Genomic DNA, 20,448 nt, shown 5'->3' with positions numbered 1-20,448 from the left:
CACGGAGCGCCCCCGCAGCGCGCGGCGGGGGGGCTCCTGGGGGACGGCGCGGCCCCGGCGGGGGGGGCCCGTGCACGGGGGCCCCCGCGCCCCCACCCCGGGGGCGCCCCTCCTTCGTCGTACGGCGCGGGCCGCCGGTCAGCCGACCAGGCCCGCGAGCTTGCGCAGTGACTCCGTCAGCGCCGCCGTCGCCGAGTCCTTGAGCTTGCCCGCCATCAGGGAGACGGCCGCACCCGTGAACTCCCCGTCGATCCGTACGGTGGTGGCCGCGCCGTCCGCGACGAGCGAGTAGCGCGTCCCGACGTTGACGCCCATCGGGCCCTTGCCGCGGATCGCGAACACCCGGCCCGGCTCCAGCTCCTCCACCGTCCACAGCACCTCGGCGGGGAAGCCCATCAGCTTCATGTTCTCCGTGAACGTCGCGCCGGCCTCCAGGGTGGCCGGGCCGCCGTTCGGGAAGTTTGTGTGGGTGGCGTTCCACTCCCCGTACGAACCGAAGTCGGTGAGCTGCGCCCACACCTTCTCGGACGGTGCCTCGATCCGTGCCTCCGCGCTGACTTCGGCCATGGGAACCACCCCTTCACGCGTACCAGTCGGGCCTGTCGGTGTCGCGGAACGTAGCCGGAGCAGCACGAACATTCAACACTGATGAACCGTCAGTTCTGTGGTCTCGTCGTCGACGCCGTCGATCCACCAGATCTGCGCGGAGTCGAACCGGTCCGAGGCGCGCGGCCCGCCGCTCTCGTCGTGGCAGTGGAACGCGGCCCAGAACAGATCGGCCGGCAGCGCCTCCCGCGGTGCGTACACCCGGTAGACGTACTGCCGCCCGTCGAGCGCGAGCAGAGCCACCATCCAGAACATGTCTGAAGGACGATACGGGGCGGGCACATGGTTGCGTCCGGGGCGCAATGCAAGGCGGCGCGCGCCCCCTGGGGGAGAAGTCGCGCGATCTCATCCGTGAGGAGGAGGAATCGCTCGCGCGTGCCCGACTCCGGAGGGACGCGAACATGCTCCTCGGCGGGGATGCCCCGAGGCGGGTGGGTTTGATGAGGTGGAACCGTGCACAGTCCTGTCCCTCAACAGCCGTCCGCCCCGAACGTCAGGCACCGCAGCGGCCCCGGCTCCGGGCCCCAGGTGCCGTGGTCGCTGCCCGCCGCCCGCCGCGCCGAGCTGGAGGGCGTGCTGACCGCGGAGCTCCTGACGGCGGTGGCCGGCGCCCGGCGGCGGGCGCTGCGGGACGGCGACCGGCAGATCGACACCGCCCACCTCCTGCACTCCCTCGTCGAGGCCGATCCCGAGGCCGGCGCCGCCCTCGGCGGCCCGCCGCAGCACGCCCGGGTCCTGGGCTATCTCGTCCAGCGGTCCATCGGCTACGGGCTGCGCTGGCAGCGCTCCGTCGAGGACACCGGCTCCGCGCTGCCCGCCGTCAGGGGCGCCGAGACCGCCTCCTCCGGCTGGTCCCCGGCGGCCGCCGCCGCGCTCGCGGGCGCCTGCGAACGGGCCGCCCTGCGCGGCGACCGAAGGGTCCGCGGGCTCGATCTGCTCGCCGTGCTCGCCGCCGATCCCGGCAGCCGGGCCGCCGAGGTGCTGCGCGCCGCGGGGGTCGACCGGGCCGCGCTGACGGTCCGGATCGAGGAGCTGTCTCAACAGGTGTAACGGGGGTTACGCCCCTGACCGGGTCCTGTCATCATGGCCCGATGCACGCGTCTCAGGGGAGAAGCGCCGGCCTGGGACTCGCCCTGGCATCGGCCTTCGCATTCGGTGGTTCAGGAGTGGCGGCCAAGCCGCTCATCGAGGCGGGCCTCGACCCGCTCCACGTGGTGTGGCTGCGGGTGGCCGGTGCCGCCCTCGTCATGCTGCCGGTGGCCTGGCGCCACCGCGACCTGGTGCGCCGCAAGCCCGCCCTGCTCGCCGGCTTCGGCCTGCTCGCCGTCGCGGGCGTCCAGGCCTGCTACTTCGCCGCCATCTCCCGGATCCCGGTCGGCGTGGCCCTGCTCATCGAGTACCTCGCCCCCGCCCTCGTCCTCGGCTGGGTCCGCTTCGTCCAGCGGCGGCCGGTCACCCGCGCCGCGGCCGTCGGGGTCGTCCTCGCCGCCGGCGGACTCGCCTGTGTCGTGCAGGTCTGGTCCGGGCTGAGCTTCGACCTCCTCGGCCTGCTGCTCGCGCTCGCCGCCGCCTGCTGTCAGGTGGGCTACTTCGTGCTCTCCGACACCGGCAGCGACGAGGCCGAATCCGCCGACCCGCTCGGCGTCATCGCGTACGGACTCCTCGGCGGCGCCCTCGTCCTCACCCTCGTCGCCCGCCCGTGGGGCATGGACTGGTCGGTGCTCGGCGGCACCGCCGACATGAACGGCACCGACGTCCCGGCCTGGCTGCTGATCGGCTACATCGTGCTGATCGCCACCGTCCTCGCGTACGTCACCGGCGTCATCTCGGTGCGCAGGCTCTCGCCGCAGGTCGCCGGCGTGGTGGCCTGCCTGGAAGCCGTGATCGCGACCGTCCTCGCCTGGGTGCTGCTCGGCGAACACCTGGCGGCGCCGCAGATCCTCGGCGGCGCGGTGGTCCTCGTCGGCGCGTTCATCGCGCAGTCCGCCACGCCCAAGGCCGCGGCGCCCGAGCCGGTGGCCGGATCGGCCGCGTCCACCGTGGAGGGCGCCGAAGAGGCCGAGGTGGCGGCCGGGCGGACCGCCCCGTAGGGTGCCGACCATGCACTCGACCGTTCTGCCGCCTCCCGCCGCCTAGCGCGGGCGGCTCCTTCCGCTGACGAAGACCGGGCTCGGGCGTGCCGACACACGGCCCCCGAGCGGTTCGTCGCTGCCCGCGCGCGAAGCCGAGCGACCAACCCACCCCGTCTTCACACGGATTCACGGAAGAAGAACGCGCGTGTCGAACACGTCTGTCACGCCTGCCTCCACCCTCTCCACCGGGCGGAGCCTCACCTATCTGATCGTCGCCGGAATCGCCTGGGGCACGGCCGGCGCCGCCGCCTCCCTGGTCTTCCGGGCCAGCGACCTGGGCCCCCTCGCCCTCTCCTTCTGGCGCTGCGTCGGCGGCCTCGTCCTGCTGCTCGGAGCGGTCGCCCTGCGCCGCGGACCGAAGGCCCCGGCCGCTCCCGAGCCGCTGCGCAGGCGCCTGGTCCGCATCCTCGGTACGGGCATCGGCCTGACCGTCTTCCAGAGCGCCTACTTCGCCGCCGTGCAGGCCACCGGGCTCGCCGTCGGCACCGTCGTGACCCTCGGCGGCGGCCCCGTGCTCATCGCGGCCGGCGCACGGCTGCTGATGGGCGAGCGGATCGGGGCGGGCGGCGCGATCGCCGTCGCCGGGGCACTCGCCGGGCTCGGCGTGCTCGTCCTCGGCGGGCTCGGGGACGGCGGCGCCGAGGTCCGGCCGCTCGGCGTCCTGCTCGCCGTCCTCTCCGCCGCCGGATACGCGGCGATCACCCTGCTCACCCGGTGGCTCGGGCGCACCGGCGGTGGCGGGGACGCGCTCGCCACCACCACCTGGGCGTTCGCGATCGGCGCCGTCGGTCTGCTGCCCATGGCCGCCGTCGAGGGACTCGTCCCGCACACCGACGACCCGGCGCGGGTGCTCGGCCTCCTCGCGTACGTGGCTGCCGTGCCGACCGCCCTCGCCTACGCCCTCTACTTCGCCGGAGCGGCCGTGGTCCGCGCCGCGACCGTCTCCGTGATCATGCTCCTGGAGCCGGTGAGCGCGGCGGCCATCGCGGTCACGCTGCTCGGCGAACGCCTCACCGCCGCGACCGTCGCCGGCACCCTGCTGCTGCTCACCGCCGTCACCGGCCTGGCCCTCACGGAGGCCCGCACGGCGGCGGGCCGCCGCAAGGGCGAGGCGGTGGCGGTCACTTCGTAGCGCCCGCAGCGCCCGGAGCGGTGGCGCGGCGGCGGAGCTGATGGTTCCGGGCCGCCGCGTCCCCGGGGCCGGCGCGCTCGGCGAGGCGCTCCGAGACCCGCTCCTGGACCTCCACCGGCTTGTTGCCCGCGTACTTGAACTTCGCCCGTACGTCGGTCACTTCGAGCCGCAGGACGCGGATGCCCGCGAGCATCCGGCCGAACGGCGCCTCGCCCGGGCGCACCGGCGCCGTGCCGCCCTCCGGCTGGAAGTGGCCGACCTGCCGGTTGAGCAGGGCCGCCTTCTCCTCCGGGTCCTCCACGATGTGCGCCGTGCAGCGCAACTGCACGGCCGCGTAGTACGAGGTGGGGGTGCCGTGCTCGGTGGGCGCGCCGTCCGGGGCGGTCCAGTGGCCCGGCACGTACACGTAGTCGTCGACGACGCTGAGCAGCACGGTGGGACTGCGCTCCAGGTCGTGCCAGAGCGGGTTCGGGCGGGCGAGATGGGCGATCGCCTGCCCGTACGGGCCCGGCTCGGCCTCGTAGCGGAAGTGCATCGGCTGCACCCACGGCGGCTCGCCGTCCGCGCCGTTGACCGCGAGCTGGCCGAAGTCGTGGGCGGCGAGCCAGTCGCGCCACTCGCCCTCGTCGTGGGCCGCGTCCCAGGGGTGGATCAGCATGATGTCCCTCCGCTGTCAGAAGCTGTCAGAGCGCGGCGAGGTAGCCGGGCAGGGCGACGGCCGGGTCCAGGTCGGCGGCCGGCTCGGGCGTGCCGTAGCTCTTCTGGACCGGGATCACGCCGGCCCAGTGGGGGAGCGCGGCGTCCTCGGGCTCGTCGTTGGGGCCGCCGGTGCGGACCTTCGCGGAGACCTCGGCGAGGTCGATGCGGAGCACGGCGGTCGCGGCGAGCTCCTTGGCGTTGCCGGGCCGGGAGTCGGCGGCGCGGCCGGGCACCACGTGGTCGACGAGCGCGTCGAGGGCGGTGCGCAGCTCCTCGGGGTCGGTGACCTGGTGGGCGGTGCCGTGCACGACGACCGAGCGGTAGTTGATCGAGTGGTGGAAGGCGGACTTGGCGAGGACCAGACCGTCCACGTGGGTCACGGTGAGGCAGACCGGCAGGCCCGGAGCCTCCTCGCGGGCACCGTCGACCACGCCCTTGCCCTGGGCGGCCATGCGCATCGGCCGGGAGCCGGTCGAGCCGTGCACGTAGAGGACCTCGCCGACCCGGCCGTAGAGGGTGGGAAGCACGACGGGCGCGCCGTCGCGGACGAAGCCGAGGTGGCAGAGGTAGGTCTCGTCGAGTATCGCGTGCACCAGCTCGCGGTCGTAGGAGGCCCGTTCGCGGGAGCGGGTGGGGACGGTCCGTTCGGTGGGCTCGTAGCTCCCGGCGGCCGTCATCGCGTCCGTCTCCGACATTGCGTACTCCATTGCACTAGTGCATACTTGGCTTTGTGCTAGGAGAGTATCTGATCGAAGGCCGTCGCGCATCGGAGATCGCCGCCAGCGTCGAGCGCGGGGTGGGCGCCGGGCAGCTCGCGCCCGGACAACTGCTGCCTCCCATGCGGGAGTTGGCGGCTTCGCTCGGGGTGAATCCGAATACGGTCGCCGCCGCTTACCGCACCCTGCGCGAGCGCGGGGTGATCGAGACCGACGGGCGCCGCGGCAGCCGGGTGCGGCCCGCGCCCGCGACCACCGCCCGCGGCTCGATCCGGGTCGAGGCGCCCGAGGGAGTCCGCGACGTCAGCAACGGCAGCCCCGACCCGGCGCTGCTGCCGCCGCTCGACACCGTCCTCGCGGCGGTCGCGCGCGAGTACGCGGAGCGGCCGCCGATGTACGGGGAGGCGCCGGTCGACGAGGAGTTCGCGGCGCTCGCGCGGGCCTCCTTCGACGCGGGCGGGGTGCCGGCCGGGCCGGTCGGTGTCGCGTCCGGCTCGCTCGACGCCGTGGAGCGGGTGCTCGCCGCGCATCTGCGGCCGGGCGACGCGGTCGCCGTCGAGGACCCCGGCTGGGGCAGCCTCCTCGACCTCGTACCGGCGCTCGGGCTGCGCCCGGTGCCCGTCGCCGTCGACGACGAGGGGCCGCTGCCGGAGTCCGTGGCGCGGGCGCTGCGGGCCGGGGCGCGGGCCGTGATCGTCACCGACCGGGCCCAGAACCCGACCGGCGCGTGCGTCACCGCCGAACGCGCCGCCGCGCTGCGCGCCGTCCTCGACGCCCATCCCGACGTGCTGCTCGTCGAGGACGACCACGGTCACGGCATCGTGGCCCAGCCGCTCCACCCGCTCGCCACCGGGCGCGGCAAGTGGGTCTTCGTGCGGTCCGTCGCCAAGGCGTGGGGACCTGACCTGCGGATCGCCGCCTTCACCGGCGACGCCGAGACCGTCGACCGCGTCCTCGGGCGCCAGCGCCTCGGCCCCGGCTGGGTCAGCCGGCTGCTCCAGCGCGCGGTCGTCCACCTGTGGCGCACCGGCGCCCTCGACCCCGACACCGTCGCGGCGGCCTACGGCGCGCGGCGTGACGGCCTCGTCCGCGCCCTCGCCCGCCGGGGCGTCACGGCCCACGGCCGCAGCGGCATGAACGTCTGGGTCCCGGTCACCGACGAGACCGGCGCCGTCGCCCGCCTCCTCGCCCGCGGCTGGGCCGTCGCCCCCGGCGCCCGCTTCCGCCTCTCGGCCGGCCCCGCCGTCCGCCTCACCGTCTCCGGGCTCACGCTGGCCGACATCGAGCCACTGGCGGACGCGGTGGCGTACGCGGCGGGGCCGGCGCCGGCGCGGAGTTACGGGTGAGGGTTGTTACGGATACACCGTGGGCGGTCCGGGCGGGCTGACCGGGCGGGCCCGCGCCCGCGGCCGCCCAGTCGGCCGCAGGCCGGACCTGCCGGCTCGCCCACGACCTCGTCGCCGTGCACGGCGAGCCCGGGCCCGGTTCGTCACCACCGCGACTCCGCGAGCGTCGGCCCGTCTTTGGTCACTGTCCGCGCCCACCGAGTCGCGGGCGGTGATCAACGGCGGCAGGATGGCATGGTGCGGGGGCCGGACGAGGCGGAGGATCCGCAGGCGGCCCCCGGGGCCGGCCCGGCAGCCGCCGTACGGCGCTCCCCGAGGCAGGCAGACGCCCGAACCAGCATGCAGGAGGCTCCGGTCATGGATCCCGTGCTCACCCCCGACACGCTCGCCGCGCTGCGCCGGCCCCGGCCGTATCCCGCCGTCTCGCTCGTGATGCCGACGCACCGGCGCGAACCGGAGGACGCCCAGGACCCCGTACGGCTGCGCAACCTGCTCGCCGAGGCGGAGAAGGCGGTCCAGGAGGACCCGGACGTGCCGCGTGAGCGGCGGCTCGACGTGCTCGACCAGTTGCGCAGGGCGGTGGCCGAGGTCGATCTCGTCCACGCGGAGGACGGGCTCGTGATCTACGCGGCGCAGGGGGAGCACCATGTGTGGTCGGTGGCCCGCTCCGTGCCCGAGCGGGTGGTGCTGTCCGACACGTTCCTCACCCGGAACCTCGTCGCGGCCCAAGCCGCCGAGCAGCCCTACTGGGCGCTGGCGGTGGCGGCCGACCGCGTCTCGCTGTGGAACGGCGACGCCGAGCGGGCCTCGGAGGCACGGAAGGACGGGTTCCCGCTCACCCGCAGCCTGGAGGATCCGGACGCGGAGCGGAAGGAGCGCATCGGCGACCTGCCGAGCACCTTCCGGGACGAGGCCACCCGCCAGTTCCTGCGTGAGGCGCACGAGAGACTGCGGGCCGTTCTCGCGGCCGAGCCCCGCCCCCTGTACGTGCTCGGCTCGGACGCCGCGCTCGCCCTCCTGGAGGAGCTGGGCCCGCTCGGCCCGGGCGCGGTGACCATTCAGCGGGGCGGACTCGCGGAGGGACCGGCCGCGGCCGTGTGGGAGGCCGTCGAGCCTTCGCGTACCGCGCGCGAGTCGGCGGCGACGGCCACCGTCGTGGCCGAGCTGGAGACCGCGCGGGGCCGGCGCGAGTACGCGGGCGGCATGGACGAGGTGTGGCAGGCGGTGCGGCAGGGGCGGGTGCGGCTGCTCGCCGTGGAGGACGACTACCGGACGGTCGTACGCGAGGACGGCGACCATCTGGCGCCGGCGGCGGCCGGAGACCGCGGCGCCAGGGACGACATGATCGACGAGATCGTCGAGCGGGCGCTGGAGAGCGGGACCGAGGTCCGCTTCGTGCCCGACGGCACACTGGCGGCCGAGGGGCACATCGCGGGCGTCCTGCGCTTCTGAGTCGCGGTGCCATTGAGCCGGGGTGGCCCTGAGTCACGGGCTGTCGAGTCACGCGGCGATCGAGCCACGGGCTACTGAGCCACGGTGCTACCGGGCCACCGGCCGGGGTTCGGCCGCCGGCTCCCGGACCGGCTCCTGGACCGGTTCGCCGGTCCTGCCGGTCCCGCCGGTCCCGCCGGACCCGGCGGACCCGGCGGCCACCGGGGCGGCGGCCCGCTCCGTGGGCGTACGGCGCGGGCCGCGGGTCTGGGTGAGGGCCGCGCCCGCCAGGACGACGAGGGCGCCCACCGGGGTGTTCCACGTCAGGTGCTCGCCGAGGACGGCGACGCCGGCGGCCGTGGCGATGACCGGGATGAAGTACGTGACCATGGCCGCCGTCGTGGGGCCGACCTCCGCCACCACGCCGTACTGGAGCAGCATCGCGTACCCCGTGCCGAGCGCGCCGAGCGCGATCACCGAGAGCAGCGGGAGGAGCTCGATCCGGCTCGGCCAGGTGGTGAACAGCGGGGTGACCAGGGCGAGTTGGAGGGTGGCGAGGCCGACCTGGGAGCAGGCGAGGGAGAGGTTCGAGGAGCCCGTGCCGGCGAGGGTGCGGCGGACGTAGATCCAGCCGACCGCGTAGCTGAACGAGGCGAGCAGGGCCAGTGCCGTGCCCGTGACGTCCAGGCCGGAGAAGCCCTGCCAGGCGCCGAGCACGGTCAGGACGCCGATGAAGCCGATGCCCAGGCCCGCGGCCCGCACCCGCGTCGGGCGGTCCTCGGAGAGCGCGACCAGGGAGAGGACCATGCCCCACAGCGGGGTGGTGGCGTTGCAGATGCCGGCGAGCGTGGACGGGATCGTCAGCTCGGCGTAGGCGAAGAGCGAGAACGGCAGCGCGTTGAGCAGGAACGCCGCCACCGCCAGATGACCCCAGGTGCGCGCGCCGCGCGGCAGCCGCTCGCGCTTCACGAGGAGCGCGACGGCCAGCACCGCCGTACCGAAGAGGAGCCGGCCGAAGGTCACCTGGAAGGGGGCGAAGCCCTCCGTGCCGACCTTGATGAAGAGGAAGCTGAAGCCCCAGATCAGGGCCAGGACGCCGAAGCGCACGCGCCAGTCGACCGTACGGGCGGGGCGGGCGGGGGAGGGGGAGGGGCTGCTCATGTCCCTCAGGGTCGCCGACCTGAACCTCGTAGTACAAGCGAGAATTCCTCGACCCGATGTCTTAGCATCGCTTACATGTTGAATCTGGAGCGCCTGCGGACCCTCGACGCCGTCGCGCGGCACGGCTCGGTGAGCGGCGCCGCCGAAGGACTGCACGTCACGACCTCCGCCGTCTCGCAGCAGCTGGCCAAGCTGGAGCGCGAGATCGGCCAGCAGCTCCTCGCCAAGAACGGGCGCGGGGTGCGGCTCACCGACGCCGGGCTGCTGCTCGCCGAGCACGCGGCCCGGATCCTGTCCCAGGTCGCCCTCGCCCAGGCGGACATCGAGGCGCAGCGCGGCCAGGTGGTCGGCGAGGTGCGGATCGCGGCCTTCCCGACAGCGGTGCGCGGGCTCTTCCCGACCGCGATCCGCGCGCTGCGCGCCGCCCACCCCGAGCTGCGCGTGCACACCGCCGAGCTGGAGCCCGACTTCGGCGTGCGCGAGGTGCTGCGCGGCGACAGCGACCTCGCCGTCGTCCTCGACTGGAACAACAAGCGGGCGCCCGTCCCGGCCGGGCTCGAACGGGCCCATCTGCTCGACGACTCCGCCGACGTGGCCCTGCCCGCCGACCATCCGCTGGCCGGGCGGGAGACCGTGGACCTGGAGGACTTCGCCGACGAGGAGTGGGTCTCCTGGCCGGCCGGCGAGTTCTGCCACGACTGGCTGATGTTCACGCTGCGCGGCAAGGGCATCGAGCCCCGGATCGCCCATGTCGCCGGCGACCACCACACCCAGCTCGCCCTGGTCGCCGCCGGGCTCGGCATCTGCGTCGCGCCCCGGCTCGGCCGGCCCGCGACCATGGACGGCGTCGCCTTCGTGTCCGTACGGCAGCCGGTGCGCCGCCACATCTACGCGACCTGGCGCACGGATGCCGGCCGCCGGCCGTCCATCCGCGCGGTCGTGGACGCGCTGCGGGCGGCCGGTGCGCCGGTCGCCGGGCAGGACCTGTCCGGCCGGCCGGGGCAGTCCTAGGGTCTTACGGAGTCCGCGGAGTCCGCCGGGCCGGTCTCAGCCTTCGGCGAGCTTGCGGAAGTCCCAGGAGGCGACGGCGGTCGGGGTGAGCCGCAGCCAGGCGTGCCGGCCGTCGTGCGGCATGGCGTCGAGGCCGAAGTTCTTGGCCGCGAACAGGCGCTCGGGCGCGTCCAGTTCGGGGCAGGGCTCGCCGGTGCGCGGCGCCTCGCCCACGAACTCCACGGTGCCCGACAGCTCCGCCCCGCGCAGCTCCCCGTACGCCACGCCGTCGTCGACCAGGACCGAGACCTGTGGCCGGGCGTTCAGCTCGGCCCAACGGCGGCTGCGGGTCAGGGAGTAGAGCCAGAGCGAGGTGCCGTCCCACGCGAACCAGAGCGCGCTGAGGTGCGGGCGGCCGTCGGCCGAGACGGTCGCGACCCGGCAGGTGCGCTGCTCGGTGAGGAAGGTGTCGAGCTCGGCCGGGGTCATCATGATCCGGCGGCCGTGGCGCTGTGCGACAGTCATCGTCCGCACCCTTCTGGATTTCTGATGGAGTGTCAGAAATCATGCTGCCACCGCAGTCGAGGTGCAAGGGGAGGACGTCATGGTCATGACCCGGTCCGAACGGCTCAGGGAGCAACTCGCCCCGGACGGCACCGTGCTGCTCACCGTCGAATGCCAGCAGGGCGTCGTCGGACCCCGCAGCGCCCTGCCCGAACTCGCCGCCGTGGCACGCGAGTCGGGCGCCCTGGACAACGTCGCCCGGCTCGTCTCGGCCGCGCACGACGCCGGCGTGCAGGTGCTGCACGCCGTCGCCGAACGGCGCCCCGACGGGCGCGGCGCCAACAGCAACGCCCGGCTCTTCCGCGCCGCCGCCCGGCTCCCCGTACAGCAGCACACCGGAAGCGCCGCCGTACGGATCGCCGAACCCATCACGGTCGCCGAGGAGGACCTCGTGGTGCGGCGGCTGCACGGGCTCTCGCCGATCGCCGGGACCGACGTCGACGCGCTGCTGCGCAACCTCGGCTGCCGGACCCTGGTCGTCACCGGCGTCTCCGCCAACGTCGCCGTTCCGAACGCCGTCTTCGACGCCGTGAACCTGGGCTACACCGTCGTCGTGCCGAGCGATGCCGTCGCGGGCGTGCCGGCCGACTACACGCCCGCGATGGTCCGCCACACCCTCGCGCTCGTGGCCGGCATCGCCACCACCGACGAGGTCCTCGACTGCTGGAAGTCCGCCGGGCGGGTCAGCCGAGCCTGATCGTGTCGCCCGACACCTCGATCGGCGTCGGCTCCAGGGGCTTGGTGGCCGGGCCCTGCTTCACGCTGCCGTCCGAGGCGTCGAACTTGCTCTGGTGACACGGGCAGACGATGACCCCGTCCGCCACGCTGCCCACCGTGCAGCCCCGGTGGGTGCAGCGGGCGGAGAAGGCCAGGAACTCGCCGGCCTTGGGCTGGGTGATCACCACACCCTTGTCGGCGAGCACCTTCCCGCCGCCCACCGGGATGTCACTGGTCTTCGCGAGCGGCGCGTTCTCCTCGACGACCTGCTTGCCCCCGTCGTCCCCGCCGCCACAGGCGGCCACCGCCGCCGCCAACCCCGCCGTGCCCGCCGCCGCGACGACCGTCCTGCGCGCCACACCACTCATACCGCAACCCCTTTGATCACTGTCGTGCCGGATGTACGCGCGCCATCGTGCCCGACGCACCCCCTGCGGAACGAGCCCCGCGCCCGCCTGACGTGTGGCGGCGCGCACCGTGCGGGGGTGAACCTGGTGTCCACCGACCGGTGGACACCAGGTTCAACCGGCCGCTCCTGTCGGCGGGACGGCCCTGCCGAGGAGTCTGGGGCCATGACGAACCCCACCGTACGCATGGCCCGCCACAGCGCCCGGCACCCCTGGCGCGCGATCGTCGGCTGGCTGCTCTTCGTGGCCCTCTGTCTGGGCGCGGGCGTCGCCGTCGGCCGCCTTCTCTGGGGGCAACCGTGTGGCGCGAGGCGAGTGGAGGCCACTTTACGCAGCTCAGCGCCGGTGTGAACGACAGCATCGTGTGCAACATGTGTGGCGCTACCCGTCGTGAGACTCGCTGAGTTTCGGCAGCGCTCGTCTCCGCCGGGCAAGGCTGGCTGATCACCCCTGGAATTCACACGAATTCGACTACGGTCGGGCGCATGGATCGCCTATCCGAGATCACGTTCCTTTTGCCCGATACAGCCGAATCATGCAATTTCCTCGACGAGTTGCGCTCGCTGTTCGCCGAGGTGGCATACGCCGACTTCGCCGAGGACGCGAGCACGGCCGACAGGGTGGGTGACCGCCTGACCCTCACCCCGCCGCAGCCCGCCGATGCCCGTCCCGTGACGATATTCGAGCTGGCCAGCGTGCGTGCGCCTGAGATCGTCCTCGACACAGGCCACTCCATCGGTGGGTGGGATGGCACCGACTCGCACGAGACGCGGGCCCTGCCGGCCCGGATCGAGATGGCGGAACTGACCCGCCGCATTGCCGGGCACGTCCAGCGCGTCGACCACACGGGCGTGAACGTGCCCGCCTGCGCCACTTCACCCGAGCAATGGAGCGACCTCACGACTGCGCTCGCCTCGGCGTCCACCATGTACCGCTATCCCACCGGTGAGGACTGGCCGTTCGTCCTTCCATCGACATCGGATGAGCTGATCGACGACATCCGTGACTTCGTCGTCGGCCGCGAGCCCAGGTTCGAGCTGGTTTACGACCAGTGGCTGACGCAGACGCAGTGGCAGTTCGCCCTCTGGACCGACCTGACCCGCGCAGACCTGGAGCAGATGTTTCCTGAGCCCGAAGGGATGACGTTCCCGGAACTTGAGGAGATCTTCCGCGTCGTACCAGTCCTCAGTCCATGGCCAGGCCTGGATATCCGATTCGACCTGTGCTACCGGATCGAAAACGGTCCGTCCGACTGGGAAACCGGCGAATGGCTGGTCACGGAAGGCGGCCGTATCCGCTGACACCGACGCGATCCGGCCGCCATGGTGACCGGGTCACCTCGTCTGCGAACTCAGCCGCGTTGGTTCAGAGCTCTGGTCAAGTCCCGGTTCGCCTCCCTCGCGGCATCGAGATCGGATCGGGCCTCCTCCAACGCGGAGGTCAGTTCGACGTTCTGCTGCTCAAGCCTCGTAATCCTCCGCTGGAGCTCGTCGATGTCCGCCGGGGCTCCCAGCCCCGACTCCTGCCATGCCTGAGCACCCAACGCCTACGACAGCCGCTTCTCCAGCTGCTGAACGCGGGCGGCCAGACGGGTGTTGCGGGCCTGGGCGTTGGCGAGGTCGGCCTGGAGCGAGGCCCGGCTCACTGGAGATCCGCCGGCCGGGTCCTGGGCTGCCGGTTCGAGTTCGGCGGCATGGACGATGTCGAGGAGGTCGCGGTGACGGTAGAAGAAGCTGCGGTCCACTCCGGCTTGCCGGGCGATGGCCGAGACGCGCCGGGAGTCCTCCGCGTCGTGGTCGTCGACGACCACCCGGTCATGCGCGCGGGAGTGATCGCACTCCTGGCCCCCGTCCCGGATATCACCGTCGTCGGCGAGGCGGCTGACGGCCGTGAGGCCGTCGCCCTCGTCGAGCGGCTCGCCCCCGACGTCGCGCTGGTCGACCTGCGCATGCCGGTGATGGACGGAGTGGCCGCCACAGCGGCGATCCTTGCCGGCCCCGCGCCGACCCGGATCCTCATCCTCACCACGTACGACACCGACGTGGAGATCGAGCGGGCCGTCGAGGCCGGCGCCGTCGGCTACCTGCTGAAGGACACCACTGCCGAGCAGCTCGCCGAGGCCGTCCGCGCTGCAGCCCGCGGCGAGACCGTCCTCGCTCCCTGGGTCGCCGAACGCCTGGTCGCCCGGATGCGCAGGCCCGCCCCGGTCGTCCTCACCGCGCGCGAGCAGGAGGTGCTGGGCGCGGTGGCGGACGGCCTCTCGAACGCCGAGATCGGCAGACGCCTCGGCATAGCGGAGGCCACGGTCAAGACCCACCTCCTGCGCGTCTTCGCGAAACTGGATGTCAGCGACCGCACCCGCGCGGTGGTCGTCGCCCTCGACCAGGGCCTACTGCCCGGCCGCCGGCCGTCCCGACGCAGGCCCGACCCGCCCACCCGACCACATACCCACGAGATCGCGGGCACGTCGCCCAGCAGCGGGCAGGCCGCGAGCCGTGGCTCCGCCCTGGGCGCCAGTGCGCCGGTCACGAGAACGTCCGCACAAGCGCACCGCCCTGCCACCAAGGCCCCGACCAGGTACGGGGCGGACTCCAGTGATGCTCCTGGCCGGGGCCTTGTGTCGTGCGGTGCGCGCGTCAGTCGGGGATTTCTAGTCGACCGGCAGACCGAGGAACTTTGCCGGAGCCACCTGAAGGAACTTCGACATCGCGGTGTTCAACCGGGTCGTCTCGGGACTGTCGGCAGCGGCCGCCAAGCTACGGAACGTCAGTTCCAGGGCCCTGTCACCGTCGCGCACCAGGAGCGTGGTGATCTGGGCCTGCTGCCCGACCGGGCCGGCGAGCATCGTGCGCATCAGCGCCTCGTCGCCGAACCTCTGCTCCACCTCGAGCGGCTTGCTCGGATCATCGGCCGGATCCACCACCTCGACGGTTATCTCCTGATCGCCGAGGCTGATGGTCCACGCGGCGCACTGGGCGTACACCTGTCGCATATCGGCCATCCAGCTCACGGCGGCCCCCGCCACCCGCTCCGAAACCCCCTCGTCGACGACGATCGAGGAGTCGGCGTTCACGAAGGACGTCCTGACCTCCCTCGCGGCCTTGTCGGTGAACGTACGGTTCAGCAGAGCCGTGGTTTCCGGGGTCGGGCCGGTCATCGGCGGCGGGTCTTCGTCCGACGAGGGCGAGGCCAGCTCGGTGAAGTCGTCCAGGCCGGCCGGGGCCAGATCGTCGGCCCTGACCAGTAGGCGCTCAAGGTCCCCGGACGGGGCGGCCGACGGTGTTGACGAACCTTCAAATGTGCTCACACGTTTCCTGTTCTCAAGCGATGAACGGTGCGTGACGGACACGGTGTCCCGGACCGCATCGCGCCGCTCAGCCAGGAGCTTCTCTTCCTCGTCAAGCTCCGCCCGGCAGCCCGCGACGCGTTCGGCGACCTTGTTGATCTCCGTCATCTGGGCAGCCTACGAATCCCTACGCCTCCGCGACCTGGAAACGAACAGACCGGCCTTGACCACCGCCGGACGATCAGGAGCGCAGACTGCCGCCCACGACCACCAGTGCAATGCCTGCATCGGCTCCTGAGAATCGCCACAGCAGCATCACACAGGCTGCGCACGGTCTTTCGAAAGCTTGGTTAGCGTTGCAGGCTGCTCGAATCTCGTTTGCGAACGTGACCGGGCCGCGGGCCCGTCGGCTCGGCGGCATGCCTCTTCAGGAAGACCAGAGATGGATTACTGCTCGTCGTGCCGCCGGCATCTCAACGGCGCCCTGGTGTGCCCCGGCTGCGGCGCCTACGCCCCGGATATCGCCCCGATGACCGCTGGTGGTCGCGTCGTCCCGGCACCCGTCGCCACCGCGACGACGCGGGAGATCGTGCCGGACACCGAGGTGGCGGCCCCGTGGCGGCATGGCCGGCTTCGCGGCGAGATCGCGGTCGGCGCCGTGCCGGAAGAGGCAACGGAGAGTGACTCGTCCATGGAGCTCGTGGGTGCGGCAGCGCTGGTCGAGGGCCGGGCGGCACGGCGTCGACAGCGGGCCCGCTGGAAGAAGAACCAGCGCCGTGCCGTGGTCGCGACCGCTGTCGCGCTCGTGGGCGGCGGGCTGGCGATGAGCGCGATGGACCGGCAGTCCGGCGACCGGGCGCTGGCGGCCACGGCACCGCAGGACCCGGGCACAGATGCCGCCGAGAATCATGCGGAGCAGGAACCCCTTCCGACATCGATACGGGCCGACACCGACCGCTCCGCGGCCGCGTCGTCCACGCCTCGCGCCGGCTCGCCCGCCCCTGACCGGCCGCGTCACACGTACGCGACGGCGTACGTTCGTAACACGCCGTCAACCTCCCTGCCAGCCGCCACCGCTCCGCGGCCCCCGGCCGACGTGCCGGCCGCACAGCCGAAGAGCACCGCACCGACCCATGAGGCCCCGGCCCCCGCGACTCCGGCCCCGGCTCGTCCGAGCACGGAGGACACACCGGGTGCGCACACGCAGACCCCTGCCACCACGGACGGCACCAGCGCCACGAGCCCGGCCCCGAAAACGCGGACGGACACGACACCGGCCTCGTCCTCTCCGTCGGAGATCTGCCTGCTCGTGGTGTGCCTGCCCGTCTCCTGACCTTGGCCTCGGGCTGTCTCGAACGGCGGCCCTCGTGGACAGCCGGGGCGCTCTCAGCGCCCCGGCTCTTCGCGCGCTGCGGGAGGAGGACGGCGATCCCGTCCCGAACCGCGCCGCCGACGTGCCCGACAGGACTGTCCTGATGGACGATCTCATCCGGCAGGAGTGGCGTCCGCGCTGAGGCCGGACCGCTGACGGCCGGTCCGTCGTCCCGCCGATCCGCCCCAGCGAAAACCGGCGCGGTTCACCTTTTGCTGTCTTCGGCGAGGGTGTGTGCGACGAGTGCGTTGGCGTGGCCGTGGCCCAGGCCGTGCTCGGTCTTGAGCCAGGAGACGAGCTCCATGTGCTTGGTCAGGGGCGAGGAGCGGATCATGTCCTTCCACTCGGCGATCGGGCGGCCGTACTTCTTCTCGATCGAGGGGAAGTAGCTGGCGGGGCCCTTCACTGCTTCGGTCATGCTGCTGAATCCCGTCCGTGAGTGCTTATTGATGTGGATTGTTGTCTCGCCAGGAGCGGCGGGAGAAGGAAGGAGGTGGCTAAGGGCGTACGGGTGGGGGCGTCGCGGCCACCAGCCGGGCGGTGACGACGCTGAGTCCGAGGAGGCCGAGGCCGGCTCCGGCGGTGAAGGCCGCCACGGTGGCGGCGGAGGCGGCGAATCCGGCGAGGACCCCGACCGGCAGGAGCCGGGTGGCCAGTGCCCAGCCGCGCTGTCGGCGGAAGGCGAAGTGCCGGCCGATGACGAGGAACGCGGCGCACAGCGCGAGGTAGCCGACCGTGCCGGCGAGCATGTGGACGGTGCCGTGTCCGCTCAGTGAGGCGACCCGGTCCTCGGGGGCACCGGCGGGGAAGCCGGCCCCGGGGTCGGCGCGGAAGACCCCGGCGACGAGGAACGAGGCGCCGAACACGGCGAGCAGCCGGGGTGCCCAGGTGCCACCCGGAGTGTCACGCAGTGCGCGGCGTATCGCGATCGCACCGGCGATGACGAGCGGGCCGGTGAGCAGGAAGGCGGTGACCTGGATCCAGCCGAGGTCGCCGAGGCTGAGCTGACTGAGGGCGTTGCGGGTGAAGTCGAAGCCGTCCCGGGTCAGGCCCTGGGCCAGGCCCGCCGCGAGGAAGAGCGGGCCTGCCGCGATGCCGGCGGCCGGCAGGAGCCGTGAGGCCGGGCGGGCCGGGGGCGCGGCGAGAGCGGCTGGGGGGTTGAGCGTCTGGGACATGTGGAGATCTCTCCTGGGCGTGAGCGTGGGCGAAGGCGGTTGCACGGGTCAGCGCGCCCGGGCATGAGGGGGCGGCGCGCCTGGGGGGTGTAGCGGGCTTCGATGACGCCGCTGGCGGAGGCGCGGGTGGCCACCAGGTGCATGGGGATCTGCGTCCTGCGTTCGGAACTAGACGGTACAGTACTGAAGCAGGAACTAGACTGTCCAGTACCGATCGAGGGAGACGCATGGAGACCACCGGACAAGGCCGCTCGGCCCGCAAGCATCAGGCGATCATGGAGGCCGCGACCGCGGTGTTCATGGAGAAGGGCTACGCCGGCACGAGCATGGACGACATCGCGAAACTGGCCGCGGTGTCCAAGCAGACCGTCTACAAGCACTTCTCCGACAAGGAGAAGCTCTTCGCCGCCATCGTCCTGGCCACCACCGACCGGCTCGACAGCACGATCGACCTGCTGGCCGACGTCGAGACCGACGCCGCCAACCTGGAAGAGAACCTGACCCGGCTCGCCCGCCAGTTCCTGACGGCCCTCACCCACCCCCAGGTCATCCAGCTGCGGCGCCTGATCATCGCCAACGCCGACGTCTTCCCCGACCTGGGCACCGAGTGGTACGAGAGGGGCTTCGAACGAGGGCTCGCCAGTCTGGCCGCGACCTTCCAGCGCCTGGCCGACGAAGGGCTGCTCCGCGTCGACGACGCGCTCCTGGCCGCGAACCACTTCTCCGGGCTGCTGCTGTGGATCCCGGTGAACAAGGCCATGTTCACCGGCAGCCCCCAGCACACCGAGGCCGACCTCGATCGCTACGCGGCCGCCGGCGCCCGGGTCTTCCTCGCCGCCTACCGCTGACCACCACACCGCGACAACGCACAACATCCCCCTGCAGGAGGGCTGCTCCGTCGACCTCTCCGCCCACCTGAGCATGTCGTACAGCCCACGTGCGATCGGGCTGGTCAAACGGGCCCTGGACCCTTCAGCCCCGGCAGCTCCCTGCGTGCTGAGGGCGCCCGCCTTCTGATTCCGGCCCGAAGGCCCCCGAAGCCTTCTCCCGGGACCGCGTCGCCCTGCCCTTCACGCTCGGCGCCGGCGGCGCCGGTGATCACCCTCGGTTACTATGCTCACTTCATGCCGGAAGCCGGCAGCACGGGGCGCGGCACCGTCGACGGTCTGCCGGGGGAGCGGGGAGACCGGCTCGCCGGCCGGAACTCCCCAGATTCTCCCCAGCACCGTTGACCCGCGATTCCTGCCTCCAGCTCCGGAGAAGTCGTCCGTGAATGGATAAGGCTGAAGAGATGGGTGGCCTGGGAAAGTGTTGGAAGAGGTCGTAGCGACCCGCTACGTCACGCCCCTGCGTGAAGGCGGCTCGCTCCCCGGGATCGTCGAGGCCGACGACCTGGGCACGTACGTCATGAAGTTCACCGGCGCCGGGCAGGGGCGCAAGACCCTCGTCGCCGAGGTGATCTGCGGGCAGCTGGCCCGGCGGCTCGGGCTCAGGGTGCCGGAGCTGGTGGCGATCCAGCTGGATCCGGTGATCGGGCTCTCGGAGCCGGATCAGGAGGTGCAGGAGCTGCTGAAGGCGAGCGGCGGACTGAACCTCGGGATGGACTTCCTGCCCGGCTCGCTCGGCTTCGACCCGCTCGCGTACGAGGTCGACCCGAAGGAGGCCGGGAAGGTCGTCTGGTTCGACGCCGTGATCAACAACGTCGACCGGTCCTGGCGCAACCCCAACATGCTGGTCTGGCACGGCGAGCTGTGGCTCATCGACCACGGCGCCACCATGATCTGGCACCACAACTGGCCCGGCGCCCAGGCGTCCGCCGCCAAGCCCTACGACGCGTCCGACCACGCCCTCGCGCCCTTCGGGCCCGACATCGCGGCCGCGGCGGCCGAGCTCGCACCACTCGTCACCCGCGAGCTGCTCACCGAGGTGGCCGCCGACGTGCCCGACGAGTGGCTCGTCGACGAGCCCGGCTTCGCGAGCACGGACGAGCTGCGGGCGGCCTACGTGGAGGCGCTGCTGCCGCGCGCGGCGACCATCCACGAGCGGATCACCCTCGGCCCCCGCACGGAGCGCCGGCCCCAGCAGCCCCCCGGCTGGCTCGCCGACCGCCTCGCCCCGCGCTCCGCTCAGAAGCCCGGCGCCCAGAAGGACAGCACCGAGAAGGACAGCACCACGTGACCGACCGCGATGTCTTCGAGTACGCGCTGCTGCGCGTCGTGCCCCGCGTCGAGCGCGGCGAGTGCTTCAACGCCGGCGTGGTCGTCTACTGCCGGGCCCGGTCCTTCGTGGCCGCGCGCACCCATCTGGACGAGGCCAAGCTCGCCGCGCTCGACCCGAACGCCGACGTCACCGGCGTACGGGCCGCGCTGCACGCGGTCGAGGGCGTCTGCCTGGGCGGGGACGCCGCCGGTCAGGCCGCCCGCGACGACGCCGGCCGGCGCTTCCGCTGGCTGATCGCGCCGCGCTCGACGGTGGTCCAGCCCGGTCCCGTACACACCGGTCTGACGGCCGATCCCGAGGCCGAGGTGGAACGCCTGCTCGACCTGCTCGTGCGCTGAGCGCCCGCGCGCGGCCCGGTGCACCCGGTGGGCCGTTGACACCGGGTGCCAGGGCTTCTAGCGTCTCGTCTGCGGACCTACTAAGCGGTTGCTCATGTGCGGGAGCGCGAGCCGACCGCGGGGTGCGGACCGTATCCAGGGACGATCCAAGGGCGA

The 20,448-nt window shown here is 72.8% G+C and carries 23 protein-coding genes and 1 pseudogene; 13 read left to right on the top strand and 11 right to left on the bottom strand.

Going from position 1 to position 20,448, the window contains the following annotated elements; genetic code table 11:
• Nucleotides 1-138 precede the first annotated feature (138 nt).
• Both ACIRSU_RS05465 and ACIRSU_RS05460 read right to left on the bottom strand, forming a co-directional pair.
• Complete coding sequence (locus ACIRSU_RS05465) at nt 139-567, bottom strand: SRPBCC family protein (protein WP_403789335.1); 429 nt, start codon at nt 565-567, stop codon at nt 139-141.
• Between the two features lie 72 nt (nt 568-639).
• Nucleotides 640-861, bottom strand: a complete 222-nt coding sequence (locus ACIRSU_RS05460; RefSeq protein ID WP_403789334.1) for a hypothetical protein — start codon at nt 859-861, stop codon at nt 640-642.
• 198 nt (nt 862-1,059) lie between these two features.
• Between ACIRSU_RS05460 and ACIRSU_RS05455 the strand changes: the two genes are divergently transcribed.
• From ACIRSU_RS05455 to ACIRSU_RS05445, 3 genes are all read left to right on the top strand, one after another.
• The gene (locus ACIRSU_RS05455) at nt 1,060-1,656 is read left to right on the top strand and encodes a Clp protease N-terminal domain-containing protein (RefSeq protein WP_403789333.1); all 597 of its coding nucleotides are present in this window, start codon (nt 1,060-1,062) and stop codon (nt 1,654-1,656) included.
• Between the two features lie 41 nt (nt 1,657-1,697).
• Complete coding sequence (locus ACIRSU_RS05450) at nt 1,698-2,696, top strand: EamA family transporter (RefSeq protein WP_403789332.1); 999 nt, start codon at nt 1,698-1,700, stop codon at nt 2,694-2,696.
• A 187-nt stretch (nt 2,697-2,883) separates the two neighbouring features.
• Complete coding sequence (locus ACIRSU_RS05445; RefSeq protein ID WP_403789331.1) at nt 2,884-3,870, top strand: DMT family transporter; 987 nt, start codon at nt 2,884-2,886, stop codon at nt 3,868-3,870.
• Here ACIRSU_RS05445 and ACIRSU_RS05440 read toward each other — a convergent pair.
• Both ACIRSU_RS05440 and ACIRSU_RS05435 read right to left on the bottom strand, forming a co-directional pair.
• The gene (locus ACIRSU_RS05440) at nt 3,860-4,528 is read right to left on the bottom strand and encodes an FMN-binding negative transcriptional regulator (RefSeq protein WP_403789330.1); all 669 of its coding nucleotides are present in this window, start codon (nt 4,526-4,528) and stop codon (nt 3,860-3,862) included. The two genes, ACIRSU_RS05445 and ACIRSU_RS05440, sit on opposite strands and share 11 nt — an antisense overlap.
• 25 nt (nt 4,529-4,553) lie before the next feature.
• Complete coding sequence (locus tag ACIRSU_RS05435) at nt 4,554-5,276, bottom strand: pyridoxamine 5'-phosphate oxidase family protein (RefSeq protein ID WP_403789329.1); 723 nt, start codon at nt 5,274-5,276, stop codon at nt 4,554-4,556.
• Between the two features lie 23 nt (nt 5,277-5,299).
• Between ACIRSU_RS05435 and ACIRSU_RS05430 the strand changes: the two genes are divergently transcribed.
• Both ACIRSU_RS05430 and ACIRSU_RS05425 read left to right on the top strand, forming a co-directional pair.
• Nucleotides 5,300-6,631 carry an aminotransferase class I/II-fold pyridoxal phosphate-dependent enzyme gene (locus ACIRSU_RS05430; RefSeq protein WP_403789328.1) on the top strand — a complete coding sequence of 444 codons (1,332 nt, stop codon included), beginning with the start codon at nt 5,300-5,302 and terminating at the stop codon, nt 6,629-6,631.
• Between the two features lie 357 nt (nt 6,632-6,988).
• On the top strand, nt 6,989-8,083 hold the full coding sequence (locus ACIRSU_RS05425; RefSeq protein WP_403789327.1) for a chemotaxis protein: 1,095 nt from the start codon (nt 6,989-6,991) through the stop codon (nt 8,081-8,083).
• 87 nt (nt 8,084-8,170) lie between these two features.
• Here the strand turns inward: ACIRSU_RS05425 and ACIRSU_RS05420 are convergent, their stop codons facing one another.
• Complete coding sequence (locus ACIRSU_RS05420) at nt 8,171-9,223, bottom strand: DMT family transporter (protein WP_403789326.1); 1,053 nt, start codon at nt 9,221-9,223, stop codon at nt 8,171-8,173.
• 75 nt (nt 9,224-9,298) lie between these two features.
• Between ACIRSU_RS05420 and ACIRSU_RS05415 the strand changes: the two genes are divergently transcribed.
• Nucleotides 9,299-10,234: a LysR family transcriptional regulator gene (locus ACIRSU_RS05415; RefSeq protein ID WP_403789325.1), complete on the top strand. Its 936-nt coding sequence runs from the start codon at nt 9,299-9,301 to the stop codon at nt 10,232-10,234.
• 36 nt (nt 10,235-10,270) lie between these two features.
• Here the strand turns inward: ACIRSU_RS05415 and ACIRSU_RS05410 are convergent, their stop codons facing one another.
• Nucleotides 10,271-10,738, bottom strand: coding sequence for a pyridoxamine 5'-phosphate oxidase family protein (locus ACIRSU_RS05410; RefSeq protein ID WP_403789324.1), 468 nt, complete (start codon nt 10,736-10,738; stop codon nt 10,271-10,273).
• A gap of 85 nt (nt 10,739-10,823) precedes the next feature.
• On the opposite strand from ACIRSU_RS05410, the gene ACIRSU_RS05405 reads away from it, so the two are divergent.
• Nucleotides 10,824-11,474 carry a cysteine hydrolase gene (locus ACIRSU_RS05405; protein WP_403789323.1) on the top strand — a complete coding sequence of 217 codons (651 nt, stop codon included), beginning with the start codon at nt 10,824-10,826 and terminating at the stop codon, nt 11,472-11,474.
• Here the strand turns inward: ACIRSU_RS05405 and ACIRSU_RS05400 are convergent.
• Nucleotides 11,461-11,862, bottom strand: coding sequence for a Rieske (2Fe-2S) protein (locus ACIRSU_RS05400; protein ID WP_403789322.1), 402 nt, complete (start codon nt 11,860-11,862; stop codon nt 11,461-11,463). The two genes, ACIRSU_RS05405 and ACIRSU_RS05400, sit on opposite strands and share 14 nt — an antisense overlap.
• Nucleotides 11,863-12,386: 524 nt before the next feature.
• On the opposite strand from ACIRSU_RS05400, the gene ACIRSU_RS05395 reads away from it, so the two are divergent.
• Nucleotides 12,387-13,202 carry a hypothetical protein gene (locus ACIRSU_RS05395; protein WP_403789321.1) on the top strand — a complete coding sequence of 272 codons (816 nt, stop codon included), beginning with the start codon at nt 12,387-12,389 and terminating at the stop codon, nt 13,200-13,202.
• Between the two features lie 245 nt (nt 13,203-13,447).
• Here the strand turns inward: ACIRSU_RS05395 and ACIRSU_RS05390 are convergent, their stop codons facing one another.
• Nucleotides 13,448-13,711 carry a hypothetical protein gene (locus tag ACIRSU_RS05390; protein WP_403789320.1) on the bottom strand — a complete coding sequence of 88 codons (264 nt, stop codon included), beginning with the start codon at nt 13,709-13,711 and terminating at the stop codon, nt 13,448-13,450.
• 6 nt (nt 13,712-13,717) lie between these two features.
• On the opposite strand from ACIRSU_RS05390, the pseudogene ACIRSU_RS05385 reads away from it, so the two are divergent.
• Nucleotides 13,718-14,305, top strand: a pseudogene (locus tag ACIRSU_RS05385) (response regulator); the annotation flags it as partial.
• A gap of 246 nt (nt 14,306-14,551) precedes the next feature.
• Here ACIRSU_RS05385 and ACIRSU_RS05380 read toward each other — a convergent pair.
• Nucleotides 14,552-15,355: a hypothetical protein gene (locus ACIRSU_RS05380; protein ID WP_403789412.1), complete on the bottom strand. Its 804-nt coding sequence runs from the start codon at nt 15,353-15,355 to the stop codon at nt 14,552-14,554.
• 274 nt (nt 15,356-15,629) lie between these two features.
• Between ACIRSU_RS05380 and ACIRSU_RS05375 the strand changes: the two genes are divergently transcribed.
• The gene (locus ACIRSU_RS05375) at nt 15,630-16,520 is read left to right on the top strand and encodes a hypothetical protein (protein WP_403789319.1); all 891 of its coding nucleotides are present in this window, start codon (nt 15,630-15,632) and stop codon (nt 16,518-16,520) included.
• Nucleotides 16,521-16,764: 244 nt separating this feature from the next.
• Here the strand turns inward: ACIRSU_RS05375 and ACIRSU_RS05370 are convergent, their stop codons facing one another.
• Both ACIRSU_RS05370 and ACIRSU_RS05365 read right to left on the bottom strand, forming a co-directional pair.
• Entirely contained in the window at nt 16,765-16,977 is a 213-nt protein-coding gene (locus tag ACIRSU_RS05370; protein ID WP_403789318.1) for a DUF4287 domain-containing protein, read from the bottom strand.
• 79 nt (nt 16,978-17,056) lie between these two features.
• Nucleotides 17,057-17,734 carry a DUF998 domain-containing protein gene (locus ACIRSU_RS05365; protein WP_403789317.1) on the bottom strand — a complete coding sequence of 226 codons (678 nt, stop codon included), beginning with the start codon at nt 17,732-17,734 and terminating at the stop codon, nt 17,057-17,059.
• Nucleotides 17,735-17,961: 227 nt separating this feature from the next.
• Here ACIRSU_RS05365 and ACIRSU_RS05360 point away from each other — a divergent pair, with 227 nt between their 5' ends.
• The 3 genes from ACIRSU_RS05360 (at nt 17,962) to ACIRSU_RS05350 (ending at nt 20,292) form a co-directional block, all read left to right on the top strand.
• On the top strand, nt 17,962-18,582 hold the full coding sequence (locus ACIRSU_RS05360; protein ID WP_403789316.1) for a TetR/AcrR family transcriptional regulator: 621 nt from the start codon (nt 17,962-17,964) through the stop codon (nt 18,580-18,582).
• 460 nt (nt 18,583-19,042) lie between these two features.
• Complete coding sequence (locus ACIRSU_RS05355; RefSeq protein ID WP_403789315.1) at nt 19,043-19,912, top strand: HipA family kinase; 870 nt, start codon at nt 19,043-19,045, stop codon at nt 19,910-19,912.
• On the top strand, nt 19,909-20,292 hold the full coding sequence (locus tag ACIRSU_RS05350; RefSeq protein ID WP_403789314.1) for a DUF3037 domain-containing protein: 384 nt from the start codon (nt 19,909-19,911) through the stop codon (nt 20,290-20,292). The genes ACIRSU_RS05355 and ACIRSU_RS05350 overlap by 4 nt, the downstream gene beginning before the upstream one ends.
• Nucleotides 20,293-20,448 lie beyond the last annotated feature (156 nt).

Origin of the sequence: Streptomyces sp. NPDC101160, from assembly GCF_044768205.1 — a bacterium.
Taxonomy (GTDB): domain Bacteria; phylum Actinomycetota; class Actinomycetes; order Streptomycetales; family Streptomycetaceae; genus Streptomyces.
The sequence above is the reverse complement of the archived record's forward strand: the minus strand, read 5'-3'. Positions and strand labels throughout refer to the sequence as shown.

What these genes read in the sequence shown, in the direction of transcription:
- ACIRSU_RS05380 (WP_403789412.1), bottom strand. Translation starts at nt 15,355, where the DNA reads ATGACGGAGATCAACAAGGTCGCCGAACGCGTCGCGGGCTGCCGGGCG.
- ACIRSU_RS05360 (WP_403789316.1), top strand. Translation starts at nt 17,962, where the DNA reads ATGGAGACCACCGGACAAGGCCGCTCGGCCCGCAAGCATCAGGCGATC.
- ACIRSU_RS05365 (WP_403789317.1), bottom strand. Translation starts at nt 17,734, where the DNA reads ATGTCCCAGACGCTCAACCCCCCAGCCGCTCTCGCCGCGCCCCCGGCC.
- ACIRSU_RS05370 (WP_403789318.1), bottom strand. Translation starts at nt 16,977, where the DNA reads ATGACCGAAGCAGTGAAGGGCCCCGCCAGCTACTTCCCCTCGATCGAG.
- ACIRSU_RS05395 (WP_403789321.1), top strand. Translation starts at nt 12,387, where the DNA reads ATGGATCGCCTATCCGAGATCACGTTCCTTTTGCCCGATACAGCCGAA.
- ACIRSU_RS05440 (WP_403789330.1), bottom strand. Translation starts at nt 4,528, where the DNA reads ATGCTGATCCACCCCTGGGACGCGGCCCACGACGAGGGCGAGTGGCGC.
- ACIRSU_RS05405 (WP_403789323.1), top strand. Translation starts at nt 10,824, where the DNA reads ATGACCCGGTCCGAACGGCTCAGGGAGCAACTCGCCCCGGACGGCACC.
- ACIRSU_RS05420 (WP_403789326.1), bottom strand. Translation starts at nt 9,223, where the DNA reads ATGAGCAGCCCCTCCCCCTCCCCCGCCCGCCCCGCCCGTACGGTCGAC.
- ACIRSU_RS05450 (WP_403789332.1), top strand. Translation starts at nt 1,698, where the DNA reads ATGCACGCGTCTCAGGGGAGAAGCGCCGGCCTGGGACTCGCCCTGGCA.
- ACIRSU_RS05460 (WP_403789334.1), bottom strand. Translation starts at nt 861, where the DNA reads ATGTTCTGGATGGTGGCTCTGCTCGCGCTCGACGGGCGGCAGTACGTC.
- ACIRSU_RS05435 (WP_403789329.1), bottom strand. Translation starts at nt 5,276, where the DNA reads ATGGAGTACGCAATGTCGGAGACGGACGCGATGACGGCCGCCGGGAGC.
- ACIRSU_RS05465 (WP_403789335.1), bottom strand. Translation starts at nt 567, where the DNA reads ATGGCCGAAGTCAGCGCGGAGGCACGGATCGAGGCACCGTCCGAGAAG.
- ACIRSU_RS05400 (WP_403789322.1), bottom strand. Translation starts at nt 11,862, where the DNA reads ATGAGTGGTGTGGCGCGCAGGACGGTCGTCGCGGCGGCGGGCACGGCG.
- ACIRSU_RS05425 (WP_403789327.1), top strand. Translation starts at nt 6,989, where the DNA reads ATGGATCCCGTGCTCACCCCCGACACGCTCGCCGCGCTGCGCCGGCCC.
- ACIRSU_RS05415 (WP_403789325.1), top strand. Translation starts at nt 9,299, where the DNA reads ATGTTGAATCTGGAGCGCCTGCGGACCCTCGACGCCGTCGCGCGGCAC.
- ACIRSU_RS05410 (WP_403789324.1), bottom strand. Translation starts at nt 10,738, where the DNA reads ATGACTGTCGCACAGCGCCACGGCCGCCGGATCATGATGACCCCGGCC.
- ACIRSU_RS05375 (WP_403789319.1), top strand. Translation starts at nt 15,630, where the DNA reads ATGGATTACTGCTCGTCGTGCCGCCGGCATCTCAACGGCGCCCTGGTG.